Raw genomic sequence first — 12,586 nt, forward strand, 5'->3', positions numbered from 1 at the left:
TGAGAAAATTGATTTATATTATCGTTGGCATCGCCGGCATATTAGGAGCCCTTTCCCGCTATTATTTAGGTCTTACTATTCATACATTTTGGCATCATTCTTTTCCATTAGCTACATTACTCATTAACTTAGCCGGCTGCTTCTTATTAGCATGGCTAACTACGTATATCACCCGGCTAAACATCTTACCTTCAGAGGTTATCACAGGCATCGGGACTGGATTCATCGGTTCCTTTACGACGTTTTCAACATTTAGTGTAGAAACTGTGCAATTAATCAATCATTCTGAATGGAGCACGGCTTTCTTATATGTATCATGTAGCATACTTGGCGGTCTCATTATGTCTGGACTTGGCTATACACTAGGTGATTTCTTAATTAAGAAATCACTTACGGAAGGTGATCACTTATGATGGAAGCTTTATTAGTGGCAACTGGAGGATTTTTCGGTGCGATTACACGATTTGCAATTAGCAATTGGTTTAAAAAAAGAAATAAAACACCCTTTCCAATTGCTACATTCCTTATTAATATAACAGGAGCATTTTTACTCGGGTATATAATTGGCAACGGAGTCTCTACAGGATGGCAATTATTATTAGGAACTGGATTTATGGGCGCATTCACCACATTTTCGACACTTAAATTAGAGTCCATTCAGCTTCTCAATCGCAAAAAAATTTACACATTCCTTTTATATTTAAGTACTACTTACATAATTGGTATCCTATTCGCATTCCTTGGAATGAAGCTCGGTGGAATATAAAAAAGCGACTCTATTGAGTCGCTTTCTTTCATAAGAAGTATGTCCCGCCATATGGAATGGAAAATAAAGTGAAACTTTAATCAGTGGGGGTTTTGTTCTTACCCACTGATTATTAGCCTTCACCAATCGGGCGTTTACGGGCAGCCCGACTCCCACCTAACTTCTTTGCTCCTGCCGAATTTTGAGGTGGGAGTTTTACTGCCCGTTAATGCGGGATAAACCAGCTGGATACACATCATAATGTATACTTTGCACAGGAAGCTGTGAATACGACATATACTGGCTCTGCATCATTTGTGCTACTTGTGCTTGTTGTTGCATTTGAATGGCCTGATGCACTGCCTGAATTGTCATCTGTGCCCCGGCCACTGTAATCGCTGCTCCTACTTGTCTTCCAGTGCAAAAATAAAGCGCTAAAAAATGGAATTCCTGTGATCCAAATGAACAGTACTAATGGCTTACATAGTCCCTTCAAATTTTCTGAAACTAACAATACCGCTCTTCCCGTTTCTGGCCCAATATATATGCAGAACAATAAACCAAAACATCCGCAAAGAATGATAATTAACTTTAACCATAATGACAATTCTTTTTGTTTCACAAAAATCCACTCCTAAACTAACAGCATTTATCTATTGCTGTTTTTTCAACTTTGAAGTGATAAATCCAACTAGCAACACACCAATACCACTAAAGAACAATAGGTAGCTTACTGGTACTAGGAAAAAGAAAGGTTCTACAAGAAGCCCATTATCCGCCACTTTACTAGTTGTACCGTGCATTAATAAACAGGTAACTCCTAACGATATTAGTACGATAGCTAATAAAAATTTATTTTTCATAATATATTCTCCTTTAATTTCACAATTAATTTTTCCGCATTCCTTTTGCTACCCTCATAATAAGTCCCGGAACATTTTAAGTCAACAACTTTTTATCGTAAAACGATAAAAAGTTGTTGACTTAAATAACAAAAAGACTATAGACAATCATTGTCTATAGCCTCTTCACTCTAAAATATTCCTTCTGGAACATGCACATTCTTATCGCATTATGGTAGTTTCCATCAACGAAAAACTCGTCGAGAAGTTCTCCTTCTACCATAAATCCAACCTTTTTATAAACATGTACAGCCTTTTCATTCTCTTTATCAACAACTAAATAGAGTTTATGCATATTTAATACAGAAAAAGCGTAATCCATCGCTAAACGCGTCGCTTCCGCTGCATAACCATGTCCTTGATAATTCGGATCAATAATAATCTGGAATTCAGTTCTTCGATGAATATAATCAATTTCCACTAACTCAACTAATCCAACCATCTCATTATCTTTCTCCAGGATAAAACGGCGTTCACTTTGATCGTGGATATGTTTATCATATAAATCCTGTAGTTCTACAAAAGCCTCATACGGCTCTTCAAACCAATAAGACATAATATGTGCGTTATTATTAAGTTCGTGCACGAACTTTAAATCTTCCCGTTCTAAAGGACGTAACTTTAATTCCTGACTCATTTCTATAACCTCCAAGTAAAATAACCTCTTCACTTAATTTCTCAATTTTTTTCGATTTCAAACGTCCTAATTACATTGTAAACCTTCAAGTAACTTGAAGGTCAAGGTACAAAAAGTAGTGCAAACTTATGTCTGCACTACTCTTTTCTCAAATCCCTCATATTTGATATGTATAAAGAAATGACTAAAACGAGAATAGACCCTGCATATAACAACGTCTCCATCGGTTCATCGTGAGACACGATAATTAATCGAATTAAAGCCGTAATCCCGATATAAATAAAATACCGTAACGGAAAATGATAATTAGATTTAAAATACTTAATAATTAATGCGATAAACTCGAAGTATAAGAAGTAGACAATGATGCTTTCAACTAACTTATACGGTGTGTATTTCTTCGCTGAAAATATGTATTGAACAAAAGTAATCGTCTCGTTAATTAAAAAGATTGATAAAACAATGGATAATATGATTAACGCTATATTTAATATCCACTGTAAAACGCTAGCTATATAATGATCGATATTAAATGACTTCATTTTCTCTTTTAGCTCCCCTTCGTGTAAGTACTTATTCATTATAGCAAAATTATACTTACAGAAATGTTAAATCATATATGATCGTCCTCTTTCACGATTACTTCACCATTCGGATATTTATGCTTAATATAATCGCTTCCCCAATCGCAAAGCACCTTCAAACCCTTTTTTAATGATTCTCCCTGTTCTGTAAGAGAATACTCAACTTTCGGTGGTACTTGATTATATACTTTTCTAGACACAAGCCCATCTTTTTCAAGCTCTTTCAATTGCTCAGTAAGCATTTTTTGTGTAATACCAGTTACCAATCGTTTTAACTCACCCGTTCTTGTCGGTCCGCTTGTTAAATGATATAAAATGTGGGATTTCCACTTACCTCCGATCACATCCAAAACGACTTCAATTCTATTGTTATACTCTTTTTTCATATTGAACTCCTTCTGTATTTTGATAGGCACTTTCTCGTGCCTATGTCACGAGATGGTGTCTATATCACGGAAAAGTGCGTACTTTTCATAATATCTGTACTATACCATAATGATGCATGTAAGCAACTTATAACAGAGCATTAAATTAGTGGAGGTATTTTAAAATGAAAAAAGAAAATCGTACTACAAATTTTTATGATGTGATTCGTGAGCGCCGTTCCGTTCGCTCTTATGATCCTTCAGTTACAATCTCTGATGAAGAAATTAAAGAACTTTTAGAAGAAGCAATGCTAGCACCAAGTAGTTCCAACTTAAACCCATGGCGTTTCATGGTAATTACAGATCAAGACTTAAAAGAGAAACTTCATCCAATTGCTTTAAATCAACCACAAGTGCTAGAAGCATCCGCTATGATCGTAATTTTAAGCGAAAATAATGCCCATGAATTCGAACATATCAATAAAGTGAATGAACGTGCAGCAGTTGCTGGATTCATGACAGAAGAAATTAAAAACAGACTGAACAACAGTATTCGTGAGTTTTATGCACCTGTAAGCGAACAAGGAAAAAGAGAATGGCAAATGCTTGACGGTGGTTTGCTAGCTATGCAATTTATGCTTGCTGCAAAAGCGAGAGGATACGATACAGTCCCAATGCTTGGCTATAACGTTGAAGAATTCCGCAAAGCATTTAACGTTCCAGAAAACTTAACTGACGTCTTAATGATTGCATTAGGCAAAGCAAAAGAGCCAGGATTCCCAACAGTTCGATTAACTGTAGATGAAGTAACGTCTTGGAATGGCGAGTTTTAATCACAGTGTTTATCGTACTTTTGGAATAAAAGTACGATAAACACTATTAACGAAACTATGATGGTAGCAACCATAATCATAATGCAAAACTACAATCTAATCGAATAATACAAAAAAGAAAGGCGGAGAAAACAATGCTTGAAGTTTTAAATCGAATTAATGAATTAGCTAAAAAACAAAAAGAAGAAGGTTTAACAAAAACAGAATTAAATGAGCGTACAGAATTACGCGAGAAGTATCTTCAAATTATTCGCGGTCAAATCAACACCACTGTTACAGGATTAAAAATATTAGATCCTTTAGGAAATGACGTGACTCCTGAAAAATTAAAAGAGCAACAAAAGCTATCACTAAACACAGATAACAACGCATGAAAACACCCAGCTCCTTTGTTACTTAATGATGCATCTAATAGTACGTTTGCTTAGATGCATCATTAAGTTAATATCTACTTCCCCATCCATTTTCTGTTTCTAAATCAAAAAACCACAAACAAATTGTCCCCATCTTTTCTTTGCATCCTTTAGCTTTTTCACAATGAAACCATATACGTCAAAATCTTTTCATGACGTTATTACTTCCACATAGTTGCAATTTATATAATAACGGTACAGTACAAATAACTTGCTGTATAAATAATTGTGGGGGGATTAATGATGAACGAAGCGTTACTATTAGTCGACATACAAAATGATTACTTTGAAGGCGGCAATATGGAATTACATCAACCTGAAAAAGCCGCACAAAAAGCGAAAGAAGTCTTGAAAGTATTTCGTGAAAAACATAAAACAGTTATTCACGTACAACATATTGCGAACAATGAAGGAGCTACTTTCTTCTTACCTGAAACAGTAGGTGTTCAAATTCATGATGATGTACAGCCAATTGCTAACGAAAGAGTCATACAAAAACATCACCCTAACAGTTTTTTAAGAACCAATTTATTTGAAACATTAAAGAAAGAAAAAATAGATCAACTAGTCATTTGCGGTATGATGACTCATGTATGTATTGATGCAACAGTACGTGCTGCCAGTGATTTAGGATTTCAATGTGTTGTAATTGAAGATGCTTGTACAACAAGAGATTTAGAATTTCAAGGAAATCTGATCCCCGCAGTACACGCTCATCAATCGTTCATGAGTTCGTTAGAGTTTGGTGATATTTATGCGAAAATCATGTCGGCAAACTGTTTTATAAACAAGAGCAAATAAAGAATTACAGTTCCATAAAAAAAAGAAAGAATAAATCTCTTATTCTTTCTTTTTTTCGATTGTCTTAATGACAGTATTTATACGATAATCACCATAATGTAAAACATCTGCAAGAGTCTCTTCTAATTGCTGGTGCGAAGATGTGTGAAGAATCATGATATAACACCCATCGCCACTTATACGATACATTTCAGTAATTAAGTCCGTTTTTTCAAAAAAAGTTTGAATTTGATTATGATAATGTGGTGCATGCAGAAATAGTGTAACAAACGTCATAATAGACCCTTCTAACTTAGCCCTGTCGATATCTATCGTATATTTTTGAATGACACACGCCTCTTCTAATTTATTAATTCGTTTCCCAACAGCCTGGCCAGTCAAATGTACTATCTCTCCAATTTCCTTCCAGTTCATTCTAGCGTTTTCTTGTAGTAACTTTATAATTTTAAAATCTGTTGAATCAAACATGGACATCCCCTTCCTATAGGAATCACCTTCTATAAGATCATCATTTCCCCTACAATTCATCTTAAAAACTTTTACAATACACTCGATTAATTCTATTAAGAATTACATTACTGTTAACAGCTTTCCTTCTTCCTTTACTATGTATTTTCCGATTACTCGTAGGTATCAGAAAAAAATTGATAAGCGTTCGAAAGGGCCATCCAGTAAGCTAGCGATTGTTTTTTATAAATATGAAAATTTTTTAGGAATTAGTTTATCTTTTTTTAATGATTTATTTAGAGGGAGTTTATACTCGGGGATTAACATGATAAACGTAGTAACTAAGTTCGTTGCTCCCACCTGAATCTTTTCATATAACAAAAATTTAGAAGGACGAACTGCTACTATACTCGCAAACCGTACTAACTAAAATCATACAATAAGGAGACGATAAAAATGAAGAAAAAAACAAAAGTACTATCATCCATACTGCTAGGATTCACATTAGCATTAACAGGTTGCGCTGGCACGAAAGCTGAAGAAAATCATAGTAAACAAAAACAAGAACAAGCTGCGAAAGATACTAAAAAGGAAAATAAGTTAACTAAAGGGCAAAAAATGGCTAATATTCTTAGCGAGACAAATTGGCAAGGTACAAGAGTGTATGACAAAGATAAAAATGACTTAACGAAAGAAAATGTAAACTTCATTGGTCTTGCAAAATATGATGCGAAGTCAGGAAGATATGAATTTTTTGATGCTAAGACTGGTGCAAGCCGTGGCGATAAAGGAACTTTCTTTGTCACAAATGATGGGAAGAAAAGAATATTAATTTCAGAATCAATGAAGTATCAAGCTGTTGTTGACATGACAAAGCTAAATAAAAATGTATTTACCTATAAAAGAATGGGGAAAGATGCTAACGGTAAAGATGTAGAAGTTTTCGTTGAACATGTTCCATATAAAGAAAAAGAGCTTTCTTTCACGGATCCGGATAAGCAGCTAAACTCTACTACAGGTGATATCGTTAAAAACGTGGATGGAGATAAAATTTTAGGCGGAACCCTTTGGCATGGAACAAAGGTATTAGATGAAGCCGGTAATGATGTAACGCAGTTTAATTCGAATTTTATAAGTCTAGCAAAATTTGATGACAAGTCTAATAAATACGAGTTCTTCAATAGCGAAACAGGTCAAAGCCGCGGTGATTATGGCTACTTCGATGTTGTACATGAAAATAAAATAAGAGCTCATGTTTCAATTGGAAATAATAAATATGGTGCGGCTCTTGAACTTACTGAACTGAATAATAAGAAATTTACGTATAAAAGAACTGGTAAAGACCAAGCGGGTAAAGACATAACTATATTCGTTGAACATGAGCCTTATAAAGGTGATATAAAACCACAATTTAGCTTTTAAAAACGTTTGATTACAAATCCTGTACTGAGCTGCAGGATTTTTTTAAAGAAAAATCATTATGATTCCCTTGAAAAAAATTGTCTTATATCCCCCTCAACAATTCAGCACGATTGTTGAATATAATATCTCTCATTTTTTTAACAGCTTTAAAAAGCCTTACTACACATAAATTGTAGTAAGGCTCCGACTATTTAAGATGAAAATTTTATTATCTCTATACAAATAAGGTTTAGCAAATAATGTTACTATAACCTCAAAAAAAGAAATCTTATTTTAACTTTCCTATTGATAAGTTAACACGATAATTCCCATACTTTAATAGTCGCCCCAGAAAGTTATCCAATTCTTCATTAGAAGCAAAATGTGTTTTTAATAAATAACATCCCTCACCACTTATACGGTCTACTTCAGAAATCCCTTCTTCTTTTTGAAAGAAATTCATAAACTCTTGATGATTAGCTGTTGTTACGAATAAAGTAACAAATGCAGTCACTACTTGTCCTAATTTGATTCGGTTTATTGCGATTGTATATTGTTCAATAATCCCTAAATCCTCTAATCTTCGAATTCGATTTCCTACAGCCTGCCCCGTCATATGTATTTTTTGACCAAGTTCTTTCCATTGTATTCTTGAGTTTTCTCCTAATAATTTCAGTATCTCAAAATCTGTTTGATCAATGATATAAACCAATCCTTTCATCGTGAAAGTAGAAAGCCAGAAAGTGTTTCGCCAACTTATTCTGCTTGTCGATACAATTCACTATACTTAGTTTATCCTCTTACATCACATTGTTTATCAGTTATATTTACTTATAACACAGAGGACGCAACAAAAAAATACATCTAGATTTAAAGGAGGTTACAAATATGTTATTACAAGAGATTTTATCGTTCAATGAACAATTTGTAGAAAATAAAGAATACGCTCCTCGTGAAGCGACAAAAATGCCTAAAAAACGTATGGTTGTTGTTTCTTGCATGGACGCTCGTTTAATTGAGCTACTTCCAAAAGCTTTAGATATACACGATGGTGATGCAAAAGTTATCAGAAATGCAGGTGGTAAAATTGCTTCTGCTTTCGATAGTGTTATGCAAAGTGTTGTCGCATCAGTATATGATCTAAATGCAGATGAAATCTTCCTTATCGGACACCAAAGATGTGGTGCGAGCCAAACTAATCCAAAAGGAACACTTCAAAAAATATTAGATCGTGGAGTAGCTTCACCAGAAATTTTATCAGCGATTGAATATGCTGGTGTTGACCTTGAAAAATGGTTATTTGGATTCGATGATGTCAACGGTTCAACTCAAGCTAATGTTGATTTAGTAAGAAATCATCCACTTATTCCAAAAGATGTTCCTGTACATGGTTTAGTTATTGATCCTCACACAGGTAAATTAGATTTAATAGTTGATGGATATAAAGCATTAAATGGTATGAAAAATTAATTATTACTTAAATGAAGGGAAGTTATTAGATATGAATAGACAAGAAGCTACGCAAAAAATTATGGAAGCAAAAATTGCAAAAGGTTTAACATGGGAAGAAATTTCAAAAGTAAGTGAAAACTCTGAGACTTGGGTTGTAACAGCGTTATTAGGACAAGCTACAATGACACGTCCAGAAGCAGAAAAAATCGGTAAACTATTAGAATTAGATGAAGAAGTAGTTCAAGCATTAACAGTAGTTCCACTTAGAGGTCAAGTAATGCAAATGCCTCCTACTGACCCAATCTTATATCGATTATATGAAATGATGTTACAATACGCACCAACTCTTAGAGAATTAATTCTAGAAAAAGCTGGCGAAGGTGTAATGAGTGCAATTAACTTCAATCTAGGTGTGGACACACAAGAAGATCCAAAAGGTGGCGACCCTCGTATCGTGATTACACTTAACGGGAAATTCTTACCGTTCCGTACATGGTAATTAATTAAAAATCCATCTATATAATTAAAGTAATTTTATAGATTTACAAAATCCATCCTTTTTAATCTAGCTGTGTAGAAAGGATGGATTTTTACTATGAGATTCTTTTTATACAAGGGAGAATAATATGAATAAAAAATACGTCGATACGAGCTTTAGTATTCTACAGTGGTTTGTGTTTTTATTAGCAAATGCAATTGCATTGCCGATCATTATTGGTGGCATATTCCATTTATCAATAGAAGATATCTCAACATTAATGCAACGAACTTTTTTAGTTGTAGGAGTAAGTTCATTTATACAAGCATGGTTTGGGCATCGCTATCCCATAGCGGATGGGCCAGCCGGTTCATGGGTAAGTATATTTGTCATATTGGGACAAGTCGCTATGCATCAGGGACAAAGTGCAAAGGATGTATTACAACTTTTAGAAGGCGGATTAATTATTGCAGGTATATTACTCTTCGTCCTTGGTATAACAGGGCTTGTTCATCGAATTCTACGTTTATTTACACCCTTGGTTACAGGAACTTTTCTTTTAATATTATCTCTTCAGCTTAGTGGTGTGTTACTAAAAGGAATGATGGGATTACAAGGAGCTGTAACTCATCCTGATTATACAACGGCTGCTATTGCGCTCTTTGTTTTTGCCCTTATTACTTTCTTATCAATTAAAGGGAACGGATGGATGAAAAGTTACGCTGTGTTACTTGGAATTTCATGTGGTTGGCTTTTGTACGCTGTATTAGGAAAATCATCTCATATGCCTTCACACACACCGTTAGTTAAGTTACCAGAGCTATTTTCTTGGGGCACACCTAGATTAGATATTGGAATGGCTCTAACTGCAACTTTATTTACATTTCTTTTAGTTGCAAATACAATCGCTGCTATTTCGGCTGTAAAACAAGTGGCTCCGTTATCTAAAGAAAATGAAAAGCAAATACTGAACCGCGGCGTGTGGGCCGGAGGTATATCGCATATTATCTCGTCGTTGTTTTCTACAATTGGAATTGTACCATTACCTGCATCAGCAGGATTTATTCAACTAACAGGACAAAGAAAAGTGAAGTCGTTCCTTATAGCAAGTCTTATATTAGCAGGAATTTCTTTTATTCCTTCAATTGTAAACTTTATATCCTTGCTACCAGGTCCTATTGCTAATGCTGCACTTTTAGCAACATTTGTCCAATTAATAGGCATTTCATTTCAATCCATTTTACGTGAAGAATTAAATCAACGCCGATTAACTATATTAGGAATTTCATTATTAATCAGTTTGGGAATAATGTTTCTTCCAGAAAGTGCGTTTAGCGGAATTCCTTCTTCCTTACAATATGTTTTAAGTAATGGATTACTTGTGGGTACCATGCTTGTCATTCTATTGGAACAGTTTTGGAAAGAGTAAAATTTGTGACTAAGTAAAAAAGCGCCCTGCTTACAGGGCGCCTTTTTATACCTAATGACTAATACTAGCAGTTGGGTATAATGTTGTTCCTCCAATTGAAACTTTTATTTCATTTGTTAATGGAACATTTTGTTCATTAATAATTGTTCTCCACCATTCCCATGCAACACCAGTACATTCTCTTGCTACGATTTTTATATTTTTTGAATTTGGTGGAAGAGGGATAACTGTAGAGTAATGAGCCGTTTTGTCTTTGCCGCTACCATCCCATGTTTTATGTGTTAGTACTTCTTTACCATTTTGATCAAATGTGAATTCATCCCAAGATACATCAAATTGCGCAACGTAAGCACCGTAATGATCCAGTGTCATTTTAGCACTTGAATATTCTGTAGTTGTCGTCTCGATATAATCTGTATTGTTATGAACAGCAGCAGTTGCATTATCTTTTAAAAAAGTACTTGTATATGAAATTGGGTATGCTGGATTTTTAAGACTTAATTCAGCATTATCTTTAATGATATTTCGGATTTCATTGAAATCTTTAGTAACAACCTTGTTATGCTCTTTCGCATCTCCGCCTAATACTACAGCAGTAAAGGTACTTTCTTCAAAAATATCTTTGTACTGTCCATTCGTTTCGACGCTGTTATTCTTAAGTAAGGCTTTAAAAGCAGCTTGTACATCTTTGCTCTTAGATGTTGTTTCTAATTTTACATAAACAGTTCTACCATAAGCTACATTCGAGACCATAACAGGTGGGGCCGAATTACTTACACCTTTACGAGTTAACTCACCAAAAGTAACACTATTATCAAAAAGATCGGATGGATTGTTAGGTAGTTCAGCACTTACGGTATAAAATATTTGCTTATATGCCGCTACCATCACTTTTTTCTCTCCATTTGCAACCGCATTAAAATCAATGTTTAGACTGTTATCAAGATATTTGGCGTTAACGTTAAGGGCACTTGCGATTTGTGATTTACTATAAACCATAGATTCTGTATACTGCATTCTTGCGGGTAACGTATGTGTTTTAGAATACTTTTCATTCCAAGTAGATACTAAATCATCTACTGCTCCAGCCACATTACCATATGTCGGATTTTGGACAGTAATTGTATTTTCTTTTCTCATGCCAGGTAAGTCTATACTAATATTCAAAGGCTTTCTCTTAGCCACTAATAAACTCGGTTGATTGTCTGCAAAAGCTTTATTTGCAAGTTGTACCGCTCCTGGATACGTACGATTCACCACAGAATCAATAATCGAAATATCGACTGGTGAAGTTGTAAGTGATTTTTTCTCGCGTTCCACTACTACAAATTTACCATTTGAATTGATACTTTCTTTCGGAACAAAGCTCTCTACTTTATCACCATTTACAGCTAAAACCTCTTGATTATTATATTTAAGATTTGCTATACCAGTATCAATGCCACTAGCATTTTTGGTTACATCAGTTGCATTACCTACTTGTGTTTCTGCGAAGGAAATAGATGAATAATTAATAGTGCATAGACTAACTAATAAACACGCAAGGAACTTTCTTCTTTTAGTGTTTTTCTTAATATTCAGAAAAATCACCCCGTTCTTTTTTTAGTAAGATATGATAATGATTGATAAATGATAGCTAACTAATAAACCTACATAAATGCTTTCAAAAGTTCTTGAATTAACGGGATTACGCCACCTACAAATTTCAAAACTGCCATTGCGATTTCCATATTATTTCCTCCTTTTTTATTGCTACGAAAATGTGATTTATCTTTATGCCCTCATTATAGTGACCCCTTACACTTTTATCAATACACTCTTATATGCAATATTACATACAAAAAAACAAGCTGAATTCTTATAAAAAGTTATACAGAGATAAATTTTTCGTTTGGTAAATACTTGAAATACGAAGCGTTCCTTTGCATTTCATGAGTAATTTACAAGTTTATTGTTGGAAGCATCGCAGGACCGGAAGTAATGAAATACATGTAGGACTGTTACGAGCAGCCAGAAATATTAAGAGTTATCATGGGCAACCGCATTAAAAAAAGCTGCTGCCTATAAAATACAGACAGCAACTTCAACTAGAGTAGCTG

17 protein-coding genes are annotated in these 12,586 nt (G+C 34.4%); 9 read left to right on the forward strand and 8 right to left on the reverse strand.

The features are described from left to right. Positions 1–8: 8 nt before the first annotated feature. Together crcB (SB773_RS03125) and crcB (SB773_RS03130) are read left to right on the forward strand one after the other, a co-directional pair. Positions 9–413, forward strand: a complete 405-nt coding sequence (gene crcB / locus SB773_RS03125; RefSeq protein ID WP_207391897.1) for a fluoride efflux transporter CrcB — start codon at positions 9–11, stop codon at positions 411–413. After that, entirely contained in the window at positions 410–766 is a 357-nt protein-coding gene (gene crcB / locus SB773_RS03130; RefSeq protein WP_002167412.1) for a fluoride efflux transporter CrcB, read from the forward strand. Before crcB (SB773_RS03125) ends, crcB (SB773_RS03130) begins: the two co-directional genes overlap by 4 nt. 195 nt (positions 767–961) lie before the next feature. Here crcB (SB773_RS03130) and SB773_RS03135 read toward each other — a convergent pair whose 3' ends face one another. The 5 genes from SB773_RS03135 to SB773_RS03155 form a co-directional block, all read right to left on the reverse strand. Next, complete coding sequence (locus tag SB773_RS03135; RefSeq protein ID WP_081085919.1) at positions 962–1,141, reverse strand: DUF3947 family protein; 180 nt, start codon at positions 1,139–1,141, stop codon at positions 962–964. Positions 1,142–1,398: 257 nt separating this feature from the next. Then, positions 1,399–1,608 carry a DUF3955 domain-containing protein gene (locus tag SB773_RS03140; protein ID WP_002129860.1) on the reverse strand — a complete coding sequence of 70 codons (210 nt, stop codon included), beginning with the start codon at positions 1,606–1,608 and terminating at the stop codon, positions 1,399–1,401. A gap of 154 nt (positions 1,609–1,762) precedes the next feature. Next, a complete protein-coding gene (gene speG / locus SB773_RS03145; protein WP_060749293.1) occupies positions 1,763–2,284 on the reverse strand; it encodes a spermidine N1-acetyltransferase in 522 nt (173 codons plus the stop codon). A 137-nt stretch (positions 2,285–2,421) separates the two neighbouring features. Then, positions 2,422–2,826 (reverse strand): phosphate-starvation-inducible protein PsiE, encoded by a 405-nt coding sequence (gene psiE / locus SB773_RS03150; protein WP_044439305.1) that lies wholly within the window; start codon positions 2,824–2,826, stop codon positions 2,422–2,424. A gap of 71 nt (positions 2,827–2,897) precedes the next feature. Next, complete coding sequence (locus SB773_RS03155; RefSeq protein ID WP_016121030.1) at positions 2,898–3,254, reverse strand: winged helix-turn-helix transcriptional regulator; 357 nt, start codon at positions 3,252–3,254, stop codon at positions 2,898–2,900. A gap of 164 nt (positions 3,255–3,418) precedes the next feature. On the opposite strand from SB773_RS03155, the gene SB773_RS03160 reads away from it, so the two are divergent. From SB773_RS03160 to SB773_RS03170, 3 genes are all read left to right on the forward strand, one after another. Next, a complete protein-coding gene (locus SB773_RS03160) occupies positions 3,419–4,066 on the forward strand; it encodes a nitroreductase family protein (protein WP_410588548.1) in 648 nt (215 codons plus the stop codon). A gap of 134 nt (positions 4,067–4,200) precedes the next feature. Beyond that, on the forward strand, positions 4,201–4,440 hold the full coding sequence (locus tag SB773_RS03165; RefSeq protein ID WP_002129863.1) for a DUF896 domain-containing protein: 240 nt from the start codon (positions 4,201–4,203) through the stop codon (positions 4,438–4,440). A gap of 282 nt (positions 4,441–4,722) precedes the next feature. After that, a complete protein-coding gene (locus tag SB773_RS03170) occupies positions 4,723–5,280 on the forward strand; it encodes a cysteine hydrolase family protein (protein ID WP_033707919.1) in 558 nt (185 codons plus the stop codon). 39 nt (positions 5,281–5,319) lie between these two features. On the opposite strand, the gene SB773_RS03175 is transcribed toward SB773_RS03170, so the two are convergent. Beyond that, positions 5,320–5,754: an Lrp/AsnC family transcriptional regulator gene (locus SB773_RS03175; protein ID WP_410588551.1), complete on the reverse strand. Its 435-nt coding sequence runs from the start codon at positions 5,752–5,754 to the stop codon at positions 5,320–5,322. A 429-nt stretch (positions 5,755–6,183) separates the two neighbouring features. Between SB773_RS03175 and SB773_RS03180 the strand changes: the two genes are divergently transcribed. Beyond that, positions 6,184–7,149, forward strand: a complete 966-nt coding sequence (locus SB773_RS03180; RefSeq protein ID WP_410588553.1) for a DUF4822 domain-containing protein — start codon at positions 6,184–6,186, stop codon at positions 7,147–7,149. Positions 7,150–7,417: 268 nt separating this feature from the next. On the opposite strand, the gene SB773_RS03185 is transcribed toward SB773_RS03180, so the two are convergent. Further along, positions 7,418–7,849, reverse strand: coding sequence for an Lrp/AsnC family transcriptional regulator (locus SB773_RS03185; protein WP_002016035.1), 432 nt, complete (start codon positions 7,847–7,849; stop codon positions 7,418–7,420). Positions 7,850–8,016: 167 nt separating this feature from the next. On the opposite strand from SB773_RS03185, the gene SB773_RS03190 reads away from it, so the two are divergent. The 3 genes from SB773_RS03190 to SB773_RS03200 all read left to right on the forward strand — a co-directional run bounded on the left by SB773_RS03190 (position 8,017) and on the right by SB773_RS03200 (position 10,487). Next, complete coding sequence (locus SB773_RS03190) at positions 8,017–8,598, forward strand: beta-class carbonic anhydrase (protein WP_000926491.1); 582 nt, start codon at positions 8,017–8,019, stop codon at positions 8,596–8,598. Between the two features lie 31 nt (positions 8,599–8,629). Then, on the forward strand, positions 8,630–9,079 hold the full coding sequence (cynS, locus tag SB773_RS03195; RefSeq protein WP_001081567.1) for a cyanase: 450 nt from the start codon (positions 8,630–8,632) through the stop codon (positions 9,077–9,079). 127 nt (positions 9,080–9,206) lie between these two features. Then, on the forward strand, positions 9,207–10,487 hold the full coding sequence (locus SB773_RS03200; protein WP_410588556.1) for a purine/pyrimidine permease: 1,281 nt from the start codon (positions 9,207–9,209) through the stop codon (positions 10,485–10,487). Between the two features lie 51 nt (positions 10,488–10,538). Here SB773_RS03200 and alo read toward each other — a convergent pair whose 3' ends face one another. Next, a complete protein-coding gene (gene alo, locus SB773_RS03205; RefSeq protein WP_410588558.1) occupies positions 10,539–12,077 on the reverse strand; it encodes an anthrolysin O/cereolysin O family cholesterol-dependent cytolysin Alo in 1,539 nt (512 codons plus the stop codon). Between the last annotated feature and the right edge of the window lie 509 nt (positions 12,078–12,586).

This window comes from Bacillus sp. SIMBA_074, assembly GCF_046534555.1.
Classification (GTDB): domain Bacteria; phylum Bacillota; class Bacilli; order Bacillales; family Bacillaceae_G; genus Bacillus_A; species Bacillus_A mycoides.